This is a genomic window from Dyella soli (assembly GCF_054482295.1).
The window spans coordinates 493,524-511,525 of record NZ_JBTFFU010000002.1 but is presented as its reverse complement, the minus strand read 5'-3'; the positions used below and the strand labels follow the sequence as shown (position 1 = coordinate 511,525).

The 18,002-nt window shown below is 67.3% G+C and carries 14 protein-coding genes; 4 read left to right on the top strand and 10 right to left on the bottom strand.

Features of this window, described 5'->3' with window-relative positions:
- Nucleotides 1–17: 17 nt before the first annotated feature.
- From ACXU4B_RS12740 to ACXU4B_RS12730, 3 genes are all read right to left on the bottom strand, one after another.
- Complete coding sequence (locus tag ACXU4B_RS12740; protein ID WP_240734147.1) at nt 18–2,492, bottom strand: fused MFS/spermidine synthase; 2,475 nt, start codon at nt 2,490–2,492, stop codon at nt 18–20.
- Nucleotides 2,493–2,674: 182 nt separating this feature from the next.
- The gene (locus tag ACXU4B_RS12735) at nt 2,675–4,336 is read right to left on the bottom strand and encodes an arylsulfatase (RefSeq protein WP_131411960.1); all 1,662 of its coding nucleotides are present in this window, start codon (nt 4,334–4,336) and stop codon (nt 2,675–2,677) included.
- 100 nt (nt 4,337–4,436) lie between these two features.
- On the bottom strand, nt 4,437–5,468 hold the full coding sequence (locus ACXU4B_RS12730; RefSeq protein WP_240734148.1) for an HAD family hydrolase: 1,032 nt from the start codon (nt 5,466–5,468) through the stop codon (nt 4,437–4,439).
- 330 nt (nt 5,469–5,798) lie between these two features.
- Between ACXU4B_RS12730 and ACXU4B_RS12725 the strand changes: the two genes are divergently transcribed.
- From ACXU4B_RS12725 to ACXU4B_RS12715, 3 genes are all read left to right on the top strand, one after another.
- The gene (locus tag ACXU4B_RS12725) at nt 5,799–7,988 is read left to right on the top strand and encodes a toll/interleukin-1 receptor domain-containing protein (RefSeq protein ID WP_131411962.1); all 2,190 of its coding nucleotides are present in this window, start codon (nt 5,799–5,801) and stop codon (nt 7,986–7,988) included.
- Nucleotides 7,989–8,064: 76 nt separating this feature from the next.
- Nucleotides 8,065–8,439, top strand: a complete 375-nt coding sequence (locus tag ACXU4B_RS12720; RefSeq protein ID WP_131411964.1) for a hypothetical protein — start codon at nt 8,065–8,067, stop codon at nt 8,437–8,439.
- Between the two features lie 142 nt (nt 8,440–8,581).
- Nucleotides 8,582–10,273, top strand: a complete 1,692-nt coding sequence (locus ACXU4B_RS12715) for a DUF4231 domain-containing protein (protein WP_131411966.1) — start codon at nt 8,582–8,584, stop codon at nt 10,271–10,273.
- Between the two features lie 29 nt (nt 10,274–10,302).
- On the opposite strand, the gene ACXU4B_RS12710 is transcribed toward ACXU4B_RS12715, so the two are convergent.
- The 5 genes from ACXU4B_RS12710 to ACXU4B_RS12690 form a co-directional block, all read right to left on the bottom strand.
- Entirely contained in the window at nt 10,303–11,835 is a 1,533-nt protein-coding gene (locus ACXU4B_RS12710) for an efflux transporter outer membrane subunit (RefSeq protein WP_131411968.1), read from the bottom strand.
- A gap of 59 nt (nt 11,836–11,894) precedes the next feature.
- Nucleotides 11,895–13,493: a DHA2 family efflux MFS transporter permease subunit gene (locus ACXU4B_RS12705; protein ID WP_131411970.1), complete on the bottom strand. Its 1,599-nt coding sequence runs from the start codon at nt 13,491–13,493 to the stop codon at nt 11,895–11,897.
- Nucleotides 13,490–14,599 carry an HlyD family secretion protein gene (locus ACXU4B_RS12700; protein WP_131411980.1) on the bottom strand — a complete coding sequence of 370 codons (1,110 nt, stop codon included), beginning with the start codon at nt 14,597–14,599 and terminating at the stop codon, nt 13,490–13,492. Before ACXU4B_RS12700 ends, ACXU4B_RS12705 begins: the two co-directional genes overlap by 4 nt.
- Complete coding sequence (locus ACXU4B_RS12695; protein WP_131411982.1) at nt 14,596–15,141, bottom strand: winged helix-turn-helix transcriptional regulator; 546 nt, start codon at nt 15,139–15,141, stop codon at nt 14,596–14,598. Before ACXU4B_RS12695 ends, ACXU4B_RS12700 begins: the two co-directional genes overlap by 4 nt.
- A 97-nt stretch (nt 15,142–15,238) precedes the next feature.
- On the bottom strand, nt 15,239–15,436 hold the full coding sequence (locus ACXU4B_RS12690) for a hypothetical protein (RefSeq protein WP_131411984.1): 198 nt from the start codon (nt 15,434–15,436) through the stop codon (nt 15,239–15,241).
- A 105-nt stretch (nt 15,437–15,541) separates the two neighbouring features.
- On the opposite strand from ACXU4B_RS12690, the gene ACXU4B_RS12685 reads away from it, so the two are divergent.
- Nucleotides 15,542–15,736: a hypothetical protein gene (locus ACXU4B_RS12685; protein WP_131411986.1), complete on the top strand. Its 195-nt coding sequence runs from the start codon at nt 15,542–15,544 to the stop codon at nt 15,734–15,736.
- 175 nt (nt 15,737–15,911) lie between these two features.
- Here ACXU4B_RS12685 and ACXU4B_RS12680 read toward each other — a convergent pair whose 3' ends face one another.
- Nucleotides 15,912–17,231, bottom strand: coding sequence for a sensor histidine kinase (locus ACXU4B_RS12680; protein ID WP_131411988.1), 1,320 nt, complete (start codon nt 17,229–17,231; stop codon nt 15,912–15,914).
- The gene (locus ACXU4B_RS12675) at nt 17,228–17,968 is read right to left on the bottom strand and encodes a response regulator (protein WP_131411990.1); all 741 of its coding nucleotides are present in this window, start codon (nt 17,966–17,968) and stop codon (nt 17,228–17,230) included. Before ACXU4B_RS12675 ends, ACXU4B_RS12680 begins: the two co-directional genes overlap by 4 nt.
- Nucleotides 17,969–18,002 lie beyond the last annotated feature (34 nt).

Genomic DNA, 18,002 nt, shown 5'->3' with positions numbered 1-18,002 from the left:
CATGCGTTGCCGTGTCTTCAGGGATTGCCGTTGGCGATCCAGCGGTAATACGGGTTGCTGCCGTCGGCCTGCATCACCTGGCCCAGCGCATCGCCCCACCGCTCGCGGTCGCCGCGATAGGCGGCCAAGCCTGAAGCGTAAAAAGTGAACAGGACGTCGCGCTGCAGCTCCATTTCCGCCAGCAGTTGCGGGCTGGCGCCGCGCACGACGGGTGCCGTGTGCAACGACAACAGCCCGGGCAGCACGCGCACGATCTCGTTGCGCCGCACCCAGCTGGCGTACTCGATGCTGGGGCGGTCGTCGGTGACCGCCGCCGCGTCGCCGGCATAGCGCTCCAGGGCGGCGCGATCGGTCACCCACGTAGCCAGCAAGGCCCCCGGCGAACCGATGCCGACCTCCGCGAGCGCCCCGGCCACCGTCGGCTGGGCGAAGCGCCGCTGGATTTGCGCCGCATCGAGCTGGATCGGCTCGCGCGAACCGACCAGCATCATCTCGTGCATCTCGGTGGTCCACAGCGTGACGTACGGAAACGCATCAAGGAAGCTGCGCACCATGGCGCGCGAGTCTTCGTCGTTCTGCGTCGCAATCGGCCACCACTGCGCCAGCAGCCCGTTCGACGCCAGGCGCGACGAGGCCAGCTGGTAGAAGTCGCGCGAGTAGAGGTTCACCACGCCCGCGGCCGACGGCGGCGGCGGTTCCAGCGTGATGACGTCATAGGTCTGCGTGCTGCGCAGCAGTTCGCGGCGACCGTCGCGCAGCCGCAGCTCCAGTCCCCTGTCGCTGCTGCCGGCGCCGTAATTGCCGTGGAATTGCCCGGCCGCCTGCGCCACCGCGGGCAACAGTTCCGCGCACACGCGGGTGCTCAGCCCCGGATATTGCGACAGCGCACCGGCGGTAATGCCGGTACCGAAGCCGATCACCAGCGCGGACTTCGGCTCGCCGCGATGGATGATCAGCGGCAGCAGCGCCTGCAGGCGCATGTAGCGCTGCGAGGGCAGCGTGTCGCCCGAATTGGACACGCCCTGGATATACAGCCGGTGGAAGGCATGCTCGCCCTGTCCCTGTGCGAGCACGGCGACGGTGCCGCCACGGCTCTCCTCATAGAAGCTCACCTCGCCGCCACGCGACTCCGCCAGCAGGCGGGCCAGCTTGTCGTGCGGCGTCAGCAGCGCCGCGGCCAGCGAAGCGAGGCCCACCGCCGCCACCGCCCAGCGTCCACGGTAACGCGCGGCCGGAACGGCAAGCACCGCCACCAGCCCGACCAGGGCGGCGGCCAGCGCCAGCAGCGCCAGTGCATGCACCAGACCGAACGCCGGCACCAGCACGAAGCCCGTGAACGTCGTACCGACGATGCCGCCGAGCGTGTTGAGCGCCACGGCGGCGCCGACGCCGCGTCCGCTCCGCGCCGGGTCGGCGCACAGGCGCAGCACCGCGGGGAACGCGGCCCCCAGCAGCAGCGTCGGGCCAAGCACCAGCGCCACGGCGGCCACCACGAAGCGCGCGCACATCGCGGCCTGGCGACTGCCGGTGGCGTCCAGCACCAGCGCGGAGAAACCGCCCTGCCACTCGCCCAGCCAGGCACCGAGCCAGCTCATCTGCAGCAGCGCCAACAGTCCCGCCAAGGCGATCAGGATCCCGAAGGCCGTCCAGCCGTCGCGCACGCGTTCGGCGAAGCGCGCGTACACCGCGCTGCCTATCAGCAGGCCCACCAGATAGACGGCCAGCATCATGGCGAAGGCGAACGCGCGCGTGCTCATGAACTGCACGACCGTCTGCGACCACACCACTTCGTAACCGAGGGCGATGCCGCCGGCAGCGGCGTACAAGGCCAGGGCCCGGCGCGCAGATGGGGCCGCCGCCTTGCCGCCGTGCGCGACATGCATGGCGACGGGCAGCGCACCGCGGCGATCAAGCGCCCATGCCACGGCGGCGGCGAGCAAGTTGATCGTGGCCGCCGCGAGCGCCGAACCCTGCACACCCAGGGCAGGCAGCAACAGGAACGGTGCCAGCAGGACGCCGGCGACGGCACCCGCGGTGTTGGCCGCGTAGAGCCGCCCACCGGTGCGCGCGACGCTGTCGCTGGCGCATGCGCGCACCAGCACCGGCAGCGTGCCGCCCATGGCCACGGCCGGCACGCCCACCAGCGCGAATGGCCATAGCCAGGCAAGCCAGCCCGTGTATTGCTCCAATACTGCGAACGCCGCCGCGCTGTGCGCCAGCAACAGGGTCGCCGTCACCGCCAGCGCTGCCACGGCGCACTCGAGCCATGCGTAGAGGCGCAACGGACGCGCCAGGCGGTCCGCGACACGCCCCAGCCAGGCACCGCCGATGGCGAGTCCGGCAAAGAACGCGCTCACCGCCACGGTGACGGCGTAGACCTCCACGCCCACCACCAGTGACAGCTGCTTGATCCACAGTAGTTGGTAGACCAGCGACGCGGCACCCGAGCCAAACAGCAGCAAGGTCGGCCAGGTTGCCGTGGACGTAGACACAGGGGTCGCTGCGGTGACTGGCTTTCCGACGCGACGGTGCTGCACGGCACTGGGCATGGAATTCACGCGAGACTGGACTCCCCATGAGTATGCGCGGATCGCCGGCTGCCTGAGCAAGCGGGACAGCCGGCGAGATTGGAGCTGCGACGTGGCGACGTCCCTGTCGCCAACATCCCCAAGCCCTATTTGCCTGCCTTCTGCAGCTGCATCTTCAGTCCCTCGACCGCCTTGTCGATGGTGAAGGAGCCGGGCGACTGGCTCGGCGGGTACTCCTTGAAGGTCTCCAGGAATCCCGCGGCGCGGCGCGTACCTTCAAACATCAGGTACACGTTGTCGGTCACCCACTTCTCATACCCGGTGGTCGGCCCGATGTTCGCCCTTTCGTATGGATCCATGCGCAGGTTGAACAGCCTAGGCGTACGCAGGCAGGTAAACGGCTCCTGCCAGATGTTGAGGCCACCTTGTGCACGCTGCTCGCAGAACACCACCTTCCAGGCATCGGGCCGCGCGCCGGCGGGCTCGATCGGGTCCCAGCGTACGGCGACCAGCTCGGCGTCGTCGTTGAAGTAGAAGAACTCCTGGCGTGGCGAGACGTTGGTCTTTCCCGTCAGGTAGGGCAGGAAGTTGTAGCCGTCCAGATGGACCTTGAAGCTCTTGCCACCAATACTCGCGCCCTTGAGCAGCTTGCCGGTAATGTCCGGATCACCCGCCGCGGCCACCAGGGTGGGGAACCAGTCGAGACCGGAGATCAGCGCATTGCTGACCAGGTTCGGGCGGATGTGTGCGGGCCAGCGAATCATGGCCGGCACACGGAACGCGCCCTCCCAGTTCGAGTCCTTCTCGCTGCGGAACGCGGTATTGGCCGCATCCGGCCAGGTGAAGAAGTTGGGTCCGTTATCGGTGGTGAAGACGACGATGGTGTTCTTGGTGATGCCGGCATCGTCCAGCGTCTTCAGCAGCTTTCCCACGTTCTGGTCCATCTCCCACATGCCGTCGGCATACTCATGGCCGTCCCCGAGGCCGGCTTTGCCCTTAAATTCGGGGCGTACATGGGTAAAGATGTGCATGCGCGTGAAGTTCATCCAGACGAAGAACGGCTGCTTGGCCTGCGCCTGTTTCTGGATATACGAGATCGCCGAACCGGTTGTCTCGTCGTCGATGGTCTCCATGCGCTTCCTGGTAAGCGGGCCGGAGTCCTCGATCTTGCCGTCCGCATACGTGTGCATCACGCCACGCGGGTTGTAGCTCTTGAGGAAGTCCGGATTGTTCTTCGGCCAGTACGGCCGCTCGGGCTCCTCTTCCGCGTTGAGGTGATACAGGTTGCCGAAGAACTCGTCGAAGCCATGTTTGGTGGGCAGGAATCGATCCTGATCCCCCAGGTGGTTCTTGCCGAACTGCGCGGTGGCATAGCCGAGGCCCTTCAGTGCCTGGGCAATGGTGATGTCGCGGTCCTGGATGCCCTGCGGAGCACCCGGTGCACCGACCTTGGACATGCCGGTACGCAGCACCGTCTGTCCGGTGAGGAAGGTCGATCGGCCTGCGGTACAGCTGTTCTCGCCGTAATAGTCGGTGAAGATCATGCCCTCGTGGGCAATGCGGTCGATGTTGGGCGTGCGGTAGCCCACCAGGCCCATCGAATACGCGCTGAGGTTGGATATGCCCACGTCATCGCCGAAGATCACCAGGATGTTCGGCTTGCCGTTGTCCGCCTGTTCCGCCGGGGCGCTGGCCTGGGCTTTCACGGCAGGTGGCTGGATGGTGACGGCAGCCACGACGAGCAACGCTGTCGCGGCCACCGTAGTCAACGAACTCAGGATTGCCTTGTTCTTCCACGGGCGAAACATAGCGTGACCTCCTCGTGTTCAAGGCTGCGTACGGCAGCCGACGATTTGCATTCAAGCGTTTCCCTGGCCTGCACGACTTCACCTCGTCCCGTCACGGCTGCTACGGCGGGAAGATCTGCTTCCAGTCCTTCTTCATGTCCACCACGGTCCATCCCTTGGTCATGGCCTCGTCCAGCGCCTTGTCCAGCTTGCCGACCGACGATTGCCGGTCGTAGGCGAATTCGCGCTGCGCATCGGTGTGGTGCACGAGGCCGGCGAAGCGCGCGCCCTCACCGGCAACCGTCCATTCGAGCATCTGCTGGTCGCCGTCGGAGTTGCCGAAGGCCAAGATGGGCCTGCGCCCGATGAAGCGCTCGATGCCTACCGGCTTGCCGCCGTGATCGTCGATCAGCACGATCCCGGCCTCCTTCACCAGCACCGGCTTGCCATCGCGCAATTCGAACTTCAGCTCGCCCTCGCTGCCGATCACCTGCTCGGGCGGGATGCCATAGACCGCCTGCGCCCACGCACGCATGAAGTCCTGGCCGCCGCCGGAGACGATGTAGGTGCGGAAGCCGTTGTCGCGCAGGTAGTGCAGCAACTCCCGCATCGGTTGATAGATCATCTCGGTGAGTACGCGATGGGTCGTGGGATGGCGCGCCGTGGCGAGCCATTGATTGACGCGCTGCGCGAATTCCTCGGTAGTCATGCCCGCATGCGTGGCCGCGATCAGCTGGGCGATGCCCTTCTCGCCCGATGCGGCAACGCCCTTGAAGTCGCCCGCCAGTGCCGACTTGAACGGCTCCGTGGTCTTCCACTCGGGGTGCTGCGGCGACTGGGCCTTGAGCTGGTCGATCACGAAGAAGAACTGGAAATAGATCGGCTGTTCGGCCCACAGCGTGCCGTCGTTGTCGAACACGGCGATGCGCTGCTCCGGCTCGACGAACTCGGCGGAACCCGCAGTCGTGACTTTGTGGACGAAGCCCTGGATCTGCTGCTTCGCCGGGCCGTCGTTCCACGACGACAGGGGATCCTGTGCCGCCAGGCACGCGCCCGAGCACATCAGCATGAGCAGCCAGCATGCACCCGCGCGCAACATCCAGGCAGGCACGCGGCTGCCGGTGGATCGTCTTGCGCGCTGGACGGTGGCCATGGGGTTGCTCTCTTGGGGCGGGCACCCTTCACGGATGCATCACGCTGGCAAGCCGGCGCGCCCGCTCGGACGGCCTGCAGGAAAGGTCATGCATTGCACCGGGCGTGGCAATCGAAACACTACCTAGGCGCAACTCCGCAAAATTACGGTGCCCGCCCCGCGTCGCGGCCGGCCAGCCCTTGCCACGCCGACATAGGCGCACGGCCCGTGATACGCTCAGGACCAGGGGTGTCGATCCGCCGAAGGGGTCGACCACGCGTGCCAGCCGCCCAATGACTGAGGACTTCCCTGCAAGGGATTGCATTGCCTCGCGTTGGAGTGCGGCCCGCCATGTCGCAAGAACCGATCGTGCCGGTGTTCCGGTATCGCGCCTTCATCAGCTACAGCCACCAGGACAAGTCGTGGGCTGACTGGCTGCACAAGGCGCTGGAGACCTACGCGATTCCCGCTCGACTGGTCGGCCAGACCACGGCCGCCGGCGTGGTGCCCAGACGGCTCGCCCCGGTCTTCCGCGATCGCGATGAGCTGGCCAGCGCCACCGACCTTGGCCGCAAGGTCAACGAAGCGCTGGCGGCGTCGGCCAACCTGGTGGTGATCTGCTCGCCGCGCTCGGCTGCATCGCGCTGGGTGAACGAGGAAGTGCTGGCGTTCAAGCGACTGGGTCGCAGCGAACACATCTTCTGCCTGATCGTCGATGGCGAACCTGGCGCCAGCGGCCTGCCCGGCCGCGAAGCGGAGGAGTGCTTTGCCACCGCACTTCGCCATCGCATGGGTGCGGATGGCCAGCTCAGCGCCGAAACCACCGAACCGATCGCCGCCGATGCCCGCCCCGGCAAGGATGGTCGCACCCACGCCAAGCTCAAGCTGATTGCCGGCATGCTGGATCTCGGCTTCGACCAGCTCAGGCAGCGCGAACAGCAGCGCCACCAGCGGCGCCTGGCGATGGTGACCGCGCTGGCGGTCGCCGTTACGGTGGTGACCTCGACGCTGGCCGTGGTGGCGGTGCAGGCACGCCGCGTGGCCGAGCGCGAGCGCAATCAGGCCGAAGGCCTGGTCGGCTTCATGCTTGGCGACCTCAACGACAAGGTCCGCCAGGTGCAGCGGCTCGACATCATGGAAGCGGTGGACGATCGCGCCATGGCCTATTTCAAGTCCCTGCCCAGCACCGACGTCACCGACACCTCGTTGCAGCAACGCGCCAAGGCACTGGAAAAAATCGGCAGCGTGCGCCTCGACCAGGGCCATCTCGATGCGGCGAGGGAGTCCTACCAGGCCGCGGCGACGCTGGCCGGGCCGCTCGCTGCCCGTGCGCCTGCCGACCTGTCCCGCCAGGTCGCGTATTCGCGCGTCATCGCCTTCATGGGCATGACCGAGTGGTTCCGCGGCAACCTCGATGCCGCGGAGAAAAACTTCACGCAGGCGCAGGACGTGCTGCGGCGCGCGCCGCGACAGGCCAAGGCAGACCCGGACCTGACCCAGCAATGGGCCACCGTCGACAACGACCTTGGCCACGTGCTGGAAGCGCACGGCAAGCTCGACCAAGCGGCCACGCAATACGGGAACATGCTGGGGCATTGCCGGGAACTGGTCAGCGGCGCGGACGCCAAGACCGAATGGCAGGAACTGCTCGGCGAAGCCCACAACAACCTGGGCAAGATGGCCCTGATGCGTGGCGACCTGGCCACCGCCATCGCCGAATACCGCGCCGACGACGCCATCGAAACCGCGATGAGCGAACGCGACCCCAAGGATCACGACCAGCGCGAAAACATGGTGCGGGTGCGCGCCATCCTCGGCCGGACGCTTGCCCTCGGCGGTCAGGTGCAAGCCGGTGCGGACCACCTGCAGCAAGCCATCGACGGCGCCACGCAACTGAGCCAGTTCGAACCCAAGTCCACCAGTTTTCGCGCCAAGGTGGCCTTGTACTCCACCCAGCTGGCCCGGCTGCGTCGGCTGACCGGCGAGCTGGATGCCGCGCGGCAACTGAGTGCGAGCGCCCGCGACATTTTCGGCGACATGACCCGCCAGGACCCAAGCAACGCGGAATGGCAGCAAGGCGACGCGGAAGCGCGACTCGAGCAGGCGGCACAGTTTCACGCGGCCGGCCAGACCGCGGAAGCGCACGCCGCCGGGACCCAGGCGCTGGCCGTCCTCGCCCCCTTGCAGGCCAAGCAGCCTGACGAACGCACGCTGCTGCTGGATACGGCCAACGCGCGCCTGCTGTTGGCCAACACCACGGCCGATGCAAGGCTGGCGGAGCAGTGGCGCACGGCGGTGCTGAAGGACATCACCTCGGTCACCAGTGGTGGTGGCGATCCCCGCCTGCTTGCCCTGCGCGTGGAGGCATTGCTTGGGCTCGACCGGCAGGCCGACGCCGAGCCGCTGATCCGGCAGCTGTGGGCATCGGGCTATCGCGACCTCCACCTGGTCGCCGCGCTGGCGCACGACGGCATCGCCTACCCCGCCAATCTCGCCTTCCAGCAACACCTGCAGGACACCGTTGCCGGCGGCCACCGCTGAGCACCGCGCCAGACAAGGGGGCAATACGTTACAGCCTGGGTAACCCCAGCCACTCCAACCAGCAGAGGACCACGTCATGCCAAACACGCTGAATGTAAGCCTCGACGAAAACACCACCCCGTGGACCGTGGACATCGACCAGAAGAACAACGCCAATCATGTCGGGCAAAACGGCGCCGCGCAGACCATCACCTGGCAACTGCACGGCAATGCGGCATCGGGCAACATCATCTCGTTCAACTGGCTGACCGCCCCGCCCAGCGGCATCTTCACCACGCCTTCGATCAGCTCCAACGGCAATAGCATGACCATGTCGGACCTGAACAACAGCGCCAGCACCGCCGGTGACTGGATCTACCAACTCACTATCGAAGTCGGCGGCAACAATTACTCCACCACGGCGTCGACGACGACCGGGACCACCAACAATCCGTCGATCAAGAACAACTAGTCATCCATCAGCCAACGGTTGCGTCGCGTCGCACGCAGCCGGCACAGCCGGAGGGGAGGCCCCGGAGGACCTCCTCTCCACCCAGCACCGTCGCATTACCCCGGATGCATCGATCCACTTGCCAGGCTAACAGGGAGCCGCCATGACGCCTTTGGTCGTCGGAGTCACCAGTCACCGCAACATCGCCGCGGCGGAGATCGAACCGATACGCCAACTCGTCGCCACGTTTTTCGACGCGCTCAAGCGCGAGTTTCCCCAGCTACCGCTGCTGGTGCTGTCCGCCCTCGCCGAAGGCGGCGACCAGCTGGTCGCGCGCGAGGCGCTGGCGGCGGGCGCCACGCTCATCGCGCCGCTGCCGCTGCCGCGTGACCTGTACGTCGATGACTTCACCCATCCGCAGGCGCGCGCCGCCTTTGAATCACTCTGCGACCAGGCGGAGATCGTGCGGCCGCCAAGGCTGAAGGGCCTGTCGCGCCTGTCCGTCGAGTCGCCCGGACTGGAGCGGGACCGCCAGTACGCGAAGGCGGGCATGTACATCGCCAGTCACTGCCACATCCTGCTGGCCATCTGGGACGGCAAGGACTCGGGCCGCCTCGGCGGCACGGCGCAGATCGTGAACTACCACCTCAACGGCGCCTTGCCCGGCCTCGTCGAGCACCACCGCGAGGCCCGCCATGTGCTGGGCGGCGGCAACGAGCGGCTGCTCTATCACGTCGTGTGCTCCCGCGACGGCGACGAAGGCGATGTCGCCGACGGGCTCACGCCGCTGCAGACGCTGTGGCGCACCGGCAATGACGTCACCACCCAGGACGGGCTGCCGCCCGAGTTCCGCATGATGTTCACGCACATGGAGCAGTTCAACGCCGACAGCGAAAAATACGCCGACGAGATCGCCGAGGCCGCCGACGCGGGGAAGGAGCACGGGCCGCACTCCCCTGCCTTCATCGACCAGGTGTTCCGCGCCGCCGACTGGCTCGCCATCCATTTCCAGCGGCGCGTGCTGCTGGCGCTGCGCACCACCTACGTGCTCGCTGCACTGATGGGCATCGCCTTCACGTTCTACGCGCACCTGTCGGAGCAGAACTATCTGATCTATTCGTTCCTGCTGCTGTTTGCGATCGGCGCGCTGGTGGCGATCCTCGCGCGCCGGCGCGGGTGGCACCGCAAGTACCTGGACTACCGCGCGCTGGCCGAGGGACTCAGGGTGCAGTCGTACTGGCGGCGTGCGGGCATCTCCGCCACCGGCGATCACGAGTTCGCCCATGACAGCTTCCTGCAGAAACAGAACATCGAGCTGGGCTGGATTCGCCATGTGATGCGCGCGGCCGGCATCTATCCCGCGCGTGACCCCGTCAGCCACACGCCCGAGGCCCTGGCCAGCGTCATCGACGAATGGGTGGGGCAATCGGGCAAATGCGGACAGCTGCATTACTTCGAACGCAAGACGCTGGAGCGCACCGGCCTGCACCACATCACTGAAACCATCGGCATGGTCAGCCTGTGGGGCGGCATCAGCATCAGCGTGTTCCTGGCCGTGTTCGCGCTCAGGCTGCCGGAGGGGATCAAGACCACGCTGGTGATGATCATGGCCGTGCTGTCCATCGTCGCCGCCGTGCGCGAAGCCTATGCCTACCGCAAGGCAGACAAGGAACTGATTCGCCAGTACCGGTTCATGCAGCGCATCTTCGCGGGTGCCCGCGCCGCCCTGGACCGCACCGGCGACCCGGTGAAGCAACGCGAGATCCTGTTCGTGCTCGGCGATGCCGCCCTGACCGAACACGCCGAATGGACGCTGATGCACCGCGAGCGCGACGTGGAACACAGCAAGTTCTGAGTGCTCCGCGCCACGCGCAAGGACGTGGCTCAGCGACTCGCGTCCGCCACCGCGTCCTGGCCTGCCCCGGCGTCGGGCCAGCCGCCGCCCAGCGCGCGGAAGGTGGCGACGGCCGCACGCGCGTCATCGGCATGCACGCGAGCCAGCTCGTCGCGCGATGCCAGCAACTGGCGGTCCTCGTCCAGCACTTCGATCAGGCTGATGGCGCCGCCCTTGTAGGCATCCTGTGCCGCGTCGCGTGCCTGCACGTGCGCGGCCACTTCCTGCACCAGGTCACGATGCTGGGTTTCCAGCTCGGCAAGGTTGACGATGGCATCCTCGACGTCCTCGGTGGCCCGCAACATGGACTGGCGATACTGCGCGAGCGACTCCGCATCGGCGCCCTTGGCCTGGGCCACCTCGGCGTCGACGCGGCCGAAGTCGAACAGCCGCCAGTGCAGGCCGAGCACGGCCTGCGGCTGGAACGCGGCCGACGAGAACAGCGATCCGCTGTGCAGGCTCTCGAAGCCCAGCAGGCCACCCAGCGACACCTTCGGGTAGTACTCCGCCACGGCCACGCCGATGCGCGCGTTCGACGCGGCCAGCTTGCGTTCGGCCGCGATCACGTCGGGCCGGCGACGCAGCAGCATGTCCGGGCCGCCGTCGGTGGTGATCGCCGGCACGGTGAAGGTCTGCGGACTGTCCTGCAATTCGGCGGCATAGGTGCCCGGCGTGGCACCCATCAGCACATCCAGCCGGTTCAGCTGCTGCGCCAGGCTGATGCGCAGCGGCGGCAGTGTCGCCCGCGCCTGCAGCACCAGCGCCTGCGCCTGCGCCAGTTCCCGCGAGGTGGCCAGCCCGCCGGCGAGGCGCTGCTGCACCAGATCGAGCAGCTTTGCTTCGGTGTCGACCTGCTGCTGCGCGAGGCGTATGCGTTCCTGTGCGCCACGCACCTGGAAATAGCTGTCGGCGGCTTCGGCCGCGACCGATACGCGCACGCCGGCCTGCGCCGCCTCCGCCGCCTGGGCTTCGGCATTGGCTGCCTCGGCGCCACGATGAAGCCCGCCGGCCAGGTCCAGCTCCCAGCTCGCGCCCACGCCGATGTTCTCCAGCGTCTGCGCCCGCTTGTATCCGGGCAGCGTGCTGCCGATCTTGCCGAGCGGACCTTCGGTCGACTGGTGCTGGCGGACCACCTGCCCGTCCAGGCTGCCCTGCGGAGCCAGCTGGGCACCGGCCTCGCGCGCCGCCGCACGGGCCTGGTCCACGCGCGCCATGGCGGCGGCGAGATCGAGGTTCTGTGCCATGACGCGCCCGACGATGCGCGTGAGTTCCGGATCGTCAAAGCCGGCCCACCAGGCATCGAGCGCCGGCGGCGCACGGGTCGCGTCGCGCTCGCCCAGCATCGCCTGATGCGCATAGTCGGCATGGTGGGTCAGGTCCGGCTTCACGTAATCGGGCCCCACGGTGCAGCCGGCGAGGCCGGCCAGGGCGGCGACGACGGCCGCCACGCGCAGGACGGCGCCATGCGGACTACGTGGTGACGCCGGCCGCGCACTGCCGGCGGATGAAGGTGACGTGTGCATCGTGATGTCCTGAGCCCGGAAAGCTCGACGAAGGAGTAAGGGGAAACTGTGCATGACGGTCAGTGCGCATCGGCGGACGGTGCTGCCGGCGGCGCAACCTTGCGCATCAGCGGCACCATGACGGCGGCAACGGCAAAGCAGACCATGATGGTGAGGAAGGCGTCGGCATAGGACAGCGTCTGTGCCTCGCGATAGGCCAGCAGCCAGAGCTGCTGCAGCGAGCCACCGCCGGCCTCGCTTGCCGCCTGCCCGAGATCGACCAGGCGTCCGGATGTCTGCGCCAGCCACTGGTTCATCGACTCGTTGGTGGCATTGAGGTGCTCGGCCATGCGGTAGAAGTGCAGGTTCGTGCGGTCGTTGAGAATGGTGGCGCACACGGCGATGCCGATCGCGCCGCCGAGGTTGCGCATCAGGTTGAACAGGCCGGAGGCCAGCTTCAGGCGCGACGGTGCCAGCCCACCCAGGGTCAGCGTCACGGTCGGTGGAATCGCCAGCTGCTGTGCCATGCCGCGCAAGGCCTGCGGCAACAGCAGCTCGTGACCGCCCCAGTCATGGGTGATCGGCGAGAAGTCCCACATGGAAACCGCAAACAGCACCAGGCCGGCTAGCAGGATCCAACGCAAGTCGTAGCGCTGGGCGAGCATCGAGTAAATGGGAATGGTGAGGATCTGGAACACGCCGGTGGAAAACACCGCTTCGCCGATTTCCAGCGCGCTGTAGCCACGCACGCGGCCGAGGAACAGCGGCGTGAGATAAATGGTGGCGAACAGGCCGATGCCGGTGACGAAGGAGAAGAAGCAGCCAAGCGCGAAGTTGCGGTCGCGCAGCGCGCGCAGGTCCACCACCGGGTGATCGTAGGTGAGGCTGCGCGCGATGAAACCCACGCCGGCCACGCCCGAGAGCCAGGCCGTGGCGAGGATGGTGCGGTCGCTGAACCAGTTCCAGCGCGGACCTTCTTCCAGCGTGTATTCCAGGCAACCCAGGAACACCGCCAGCATCAGCATGCCAACGTAGTCGGCGCGCCGCAGCAGCGAGTGATCAGGCGAGTCGATGTTCACCAGCGTCGGCACGGCCACGGTCACGAAGATGCCCGGCACCAGGTTGACGAAGAACAACCAGTGCCACGAGGAGTGGTCGGTGATCCAGCCGCCCAGGGTCGGGCCAAGCGTGGGCGCCAGCGAAGCCAGCGCGCCGATGGTGGCCGCGGCAACCACGCGCTGCTTGCCGCCAAAGAACACGAAGGCGGTGGTAAACACCATCGGTATCATCGAGCCGCCGAGGAAGCCCTGCAGCGCACGAAACACGATCATGCTCTTGATGTCCCACGCAATGCCGCACAGCATGCTGGTGACGGTGAAGCCTGCCGCGGAGATCGCAAACAGCCAGCGCGTGGAAAGCACCCGCGACAGCCAGCCGGACAGCGGGATCACCACGATCTCGGCAATCAGGTAGCTGGTCTGCACCCAGGCCGTTTCATCGGTGCCGGCGGACAACCCGCCGCCGATGTCGCGCAGCGATGCCGAGACGATCTGGATGTCGAGCAAGGCGATGAACATGCCCACGCACATGCTGGCGAACGCGAACACCTTTTGCGCGGCGCTGAGCGACGCCGGATCGGCCGGGCTGGCGAAGGCGATGGAAGAAGTGGTGGCGCTCATGGCGCGCTGGCGCGACCGCTGTCGCGCGTATCCACTTCGGCGACCACCGACAGCCCGGGGCGAAGCACGCCAAGGGCGTCGTCCTTGCCGTCCAGCACCACGCGGACCGGCACGCGCTGCACGACCTTGGTGAAGTTGCCGGTGGCGTTTTCCGGCGGCAGTACGCTGAACTGCGCGCCCGTCGCCGGCGCCAGGCTGGCCAGGTGGCCATGGAATACTTTGCCCGGCAGCACGTCGGCGCGAATGTCCACCTGCTCGCCTGCGTGCATCCGGGCCAGCTGGTCTTCCTTGAAGTTCGCATCGACCCAAAGACCGTGCGCAGGCACCACCGACAGCAACTGCGTGCCGGCGGCGGCGAACGCGCCGACGCGGGCACGGCGATTGCCCACCACGCCGTCCACCGGAGCGCGCAGCTCGGTGTAGCCTTCGTTCAGGCGCGCGATCTCCAGTTCCGCCTTCGCCTGCATCAGCGCGGCGCGTGCCTGCTGCTTCTGCGAATCGATCACGTCGATCTGCCGCTGCGACGCCACCAGGGCGGCCTGCGCCTTGTCCGAGCCCGCCTGGGCCGTCTTGTAGGTGGCGTCGGCGCGCTGCGCGCTCTCGACGGAAACAGCGGACCGGCTGGAGAGATCGCGATAGCGCGCCTCGTCGTCGCGCGAGCGCGTTGTCTCGGCGTCGGCAGCCACCACGCCGGCCTTCGCCTGGCCGATCACCGCCTGCTGCAACCTTTCGGTGGCGTCGAGGTTGGCCAGCAGCGCCTCCTGCGCGGCCACCGCGCCTTCGGCCCTGGCCACGGCGGCGCGATAGTCGCGATCGTCGATCTTCACCAGCAGGTCGCCGGCATGCACGAACTGGTTGTCCGTCACGGCAAGCTGGGTAATGTAGCCGGGCACCTTGGGTCCGATGACCGTGACGTCACCGCCGACATAGGCATCGTCCGTGTCCTCGATGAAGCGCCCGACGCTCCACCAGTGGCCACCGTAGGCGACGGCGGCGACCATGGCGGCGCCGACGGCGATGCGGATGATCTGCTTGCGTTTGCTACGCGGCGCGGGTTCCGCGACGGCGGGTGTCTCCGCGCGCTCGACGGCGGTGATGCTGCTCATGAAACGAACTCCGGGGATGGGGAAACGGGAGGAATGGAGGTGGGTCGCGCAGCGTTGCGCGTGCTCCGGAAGCCGATGCGCGCGCGCATGCGTTCGTTGGCCGCGGGGCCTGCATGAATGGCGTGGCGCTCGCGCGCAATGGGCTCGCCCGTATGCTGGTCGACCAGCACCGGTTCGGCCGCGCGTCCGGTGCCCTCGTCGGCGAGGAACATGCTCAGTCCCTCTGGCGCGAAATGCCGGTTGCCCCAGGCCATGAGCGCGAGCAGCACCGGCCAGAAATCGCGCCCCTGCGCGGTCAGCACGTACTCGTGGCGCAGCGGTTTCGTGCTGTAGCGCCGACGCTCGAACAGCCCACGCCCGACCAGGTCAGCCAGGCGTCGGCTGAGCACGTTCGGTGCGATGCCCAGGCTCTGCTGGAACTCGTCGAAGCGGGTCATGCCGTAGAAGGCATCACGCAGGATCAGGATGCTCCACCACTCGCCCACCCGCTCAAGACTGCGGGCGATCGGGCATTGCATTTCGTTGAAACTCTTGCGCTGCATGACGGCGGCCCTCGGGCCCAAAGTCATTAGATGATGCTCATCATATCAAAGCGACTAGCGTCATGCAAGCCACCCCGGCGGAGCCGCGTCCAGATGATCACCGCGGCGGCTCCGCGATCCGGCCGAGCCCGCGCAGCTCCGCGACCGCGTAGAGGTACGCGAGCATCGCGGCGGCGGCGCGCAGGCGCATGAAGTCTTCCCTGGCGCCCACCGACGCCCGCCCGAGCCGAGAAAGCGCTTGACTGGCTTCGCAACTGGCGTATGGTGGAATGACGTGTGCCTGTGCGGCATCCATCCATGGATTGCCGCCACAGTTGGTTCGACAGGACTCCCTCGACCCGGGGGAGCTCGAAACAATGGTTTGCCGACCTGCCATCACAGGTCTCGACTGAGCACATTCATGAATCAGCCTCCCAAGCCCCTTTCGCTCGCCAATATCCACGACGTCTACAGCGGTGTCGTCGACAAGCGCGAACGCGAGCCTGAAGTTGCATCACCCGTCTACAAGACCACCAACCGGTTCTCCCGCGAGTCCTCGCATACGGGCGTCGCGCCGGCGAAGCCGCTTGCACCCGGCACGCGTTATCGGCGTTGAGGTCCCTGCGCCGCGCCCCGGGTAGCGGGCGCGGATCCAGCCGCATGCTGCGGATGCATGCGCGAAAGCGAACCAGGCCCGCTGAGAAGCGGGCCTTGTCATGTGGGGCCGCGGCCGTTTCCATCGGCTCCACTGCGGTGTGCCACCAGCCGTTGCGCTGCCGCAGCCTGCAGCCTCACGGCAGCATGACGGTCGCCACCAGCCCGCCGCCTTCGCGGTTGGACAGGTGCAGGCTGCCGCCGATCGCACTCGCCAGCTGCGCCGCGATCGCCAGTCCAAGGCCGGCCCCGCCGGTGTCGCGATTGCGCGAAGCCTCCAGCCGATAGAACGGCTGCAGCACCTGTTCTAGCTGCCCTTCGGGAATGCCGGGACCACGGTCGGCGACCGTAATGCACAAGGCATCGCGCGAGTCGCGCTGCACGCCGACCTCGGCCGCACCGCCATACTTGATCGCGTTGTCGATGAGATTGCCAAGCACGCGCCGCAGCGCATGTGCGCGGATCACGACCGTGCCTGCCACGGCATCGGACAGCGTCACGGCCTGCCCGACGTCCTGGTAGTCGAACACCAGGCTTTCCAGGAACGCGGCCAGGTCGATGCGTACCGGCGCCTCGGTGCCGCCGTGCGCGCTGCGCGCATAGGCCACGCCCTCGCGCACCAGATGCTCCATCTCGTGCAGGTCGTCCAGGATCTTCTGCTGCTCGTCGTGCTCATCCAGCGCCTCGACGCGCAGGCGCATGCGTGTAATGGGCGTCTGCAGGTCATGGGAGATGGAGGCAAGGATGTGCAGGCGTTCTTTGAGATAGAGGCTGATGCGGTCCTGCATCGCGTTGAAGGCGGTCGCTGCACGCGCGACTTCGGTGGGACCATCCTGTGCCATGCGCGGACCGTCGGCCGCCGGCATCATGGCCTCGGCGGCCTGCGCGAGCGAGGCCAGCGGCCGCGTGGCCAGCCTGACCGCGAGCCAGGTACAGACGATCAGCAGGGCCATCTGCAGCACGAATACGAAGGGCAGCCATTTCGCCACCGGCACCATGCGAGGCGTGATCTCCAGCGTCAGCGGCATGCCGTCGTGCAGCGTGAAGTGCACCTGGTAGCGCTCAGGCTCATGCGCAATGGTGTCACCGTGCACCTGGAAGTCGGGCCCGACCTCCCTGCTGATCATCCCCACCACGCGGCGCGATCGCTCTGAAGCCAGCGCCTCGCCAGGCTGCCCGGTGCCGAGCAGGTAGCGGTAATTGTCGCGCTGCAGGCGACCCAGCCACGCGGCCCGTTCCGCTGCCGGCAAGCGGTCGAGAACGGCCACCGACGTGCCCACGTCGTGTTCGAGCGTGTTGAACATCACGGCGGTGGCGCTCTCGTATCGCTCGATGAACAACAAGCCGAAGGTGAGGCCATAGGCCAGCAGCAAGCCGGCGAAGATGATCAGGTACAGCCGCGAGGCCATGCTGCGGGGCAGCCAGCGCCACCGCGCCGTCCACGGCGTCGAACTCATGAGCCTTCCCCGTTGACGATGACCGGCATGGAGAACACGTAGCCTTCGCTGCGCACCGTCTTGATATAGGACTGCCCCCGCGCATCGTCGCGCAGGCGCTGGCGCAAGCGGCTCACCAGCAGGTCGATGGAGCGATCGAACAACTCGGCATCGCGGCCCTGCGTGAGGTTGAGCAGCTGGTCGCGCGACAGCACGCGCTGCGGATGGTCGAGGAATACGCGCAGGAGGCGGAACTCGGCCCCGCTCAGCGAAACCACGGTGCCTTCCTCGTCGAGCAGGTGTCGCGCCGTGGTGTCCAGGCGCCAGCGGCCGAACGAAATCGTGTCGCTGGTCTCGGTAACGCGCAGGTTCGGCGGCAGCATGCGCGTGCGGCGGATCACCGCCTTGATGCGGGCGAGCAGTTCGCGTGGCGAGAACGGCTTGACCACGTAGTCGTCCGCGCCCATTTCCAGGCCGATGATGCGATCGGTCTCGTCGTCGCGCGCCGTGAGCAAGACCACCGGAATGGCCCGGTGCTTGCCGCCACGCAGGGTGCGGCACAACACCAGCCCATCGTCGCCGGGCATCATGATGTCGAGCACGATCAGGTCAAACGCCGACGTCTCCAGCTGGGCCAGCATGTCGCGACCGTCGGCGGCCGCGCTCGCGCGCAGGCCGTTCTTGCGCAGGTAGTCCACGACACCGGTGCGGATGCCGTGGTCGTCATCGACGACCAGGATGTGGTCGACGTGTTCCATATCGATCTCCCGTTGCCTGCCGTCGCCGCTGCCT

Bases quoted from the DNA above. Each gene is read 5' to 3' on its own strand.
- ACXU4B_RS12735 (WP_131411960.1), bottom strand. From the start codon at position 4,336: ATGTTTCGCCCGTGGAAGAACAAGGCAATCCTGAGTTCGTTGACTACG.
- ACXU4B_RS12730 (WP_240734148.1), bottom strand. From the start codon at position 5,468: ATGGCCACCGTCCAGCGCGCAAGACGATCCACCGGCAGCCGCGTGCCT.
- ACXU4B_RS12725 (WP_131411962.1), top strand. From the start codon at position 5,799: ATGTCGCAAGAACCGATCGTGCCGGTGTTCCGGTATCGCGCCTTCATC.
- ACXU4B_RS12720 (WP_131411964.1), top strand. From the start codon at position 8,065: ATGCCAAACACGCTGAATGTAAGCCTCGACGAAAACACCACCCCGTGG.
- ACXU4B_RS12715 (WP_131411966.1), top strand. From the start codon at position 8,582: ATGACGCCTTTGGTCGTCGGAGTCACCAGTCACCGCAACATCGCCGCG.
- ACXU4B_RS12710 (WP_131411968.1), bottom strand. From the start codon at position 11,835: ATGCACACGTCACCTTCATCCGCCGGCAGTGCGCGGCCGGCGTCACCA.
- ACXU4B_RS12705 (WP_131411970.1), bottom strand. From the start codon at position 13,493: ATGAGCGCCACCACTTCTTCCATCGCCTTCGCCAGCCCGGCCGATCCG.
- ACXU4B_RS12700 (WP_131411980.1), bottom strand. From the start codon at position 14,599: ATGAGCAGCATCACCGCCGTCGAGCGCGCGGAGACACCCGCCGTCGCG.
- ACXU4B_RS12695 (WP_131411982.1), bottom strand. From the start codon at position 15,141: ATGCAGCGCAAGAGTTTCAACGAAATGCAATGCCCGATCGCCCGCAGT.
- ACXU4B_RS12690 (WP_131411984.1), bottom strand. From the start codon at position 15,436: ATGGATGCCGCACAGGCACACGTCATTCCACCATACGCCAGTTGCGAA.
- ACXU4B_RS12685 (WP_131411986.1), top strand. From the start codon at position 15,542: ATGAATCAGCCTCCCAAGCCCCTTTCGCTCGCCAATATCCACGACGTC.
- ACXU4B_RS12680 (WP_131411988.1), bottom strand. From the start codon at position 17,231: ATGAGTTCGACGCCGTGGACGGCGCGGTGGCGCTGGCTGCCCCGCAGC.
- ACXU4B_RS12675 (WP_131411990.1), bottom strand. From the start codon at position 17,968: ATGGAACACGTCGACCACATCCTGGTCGTCGATGACGACCACGGCATC.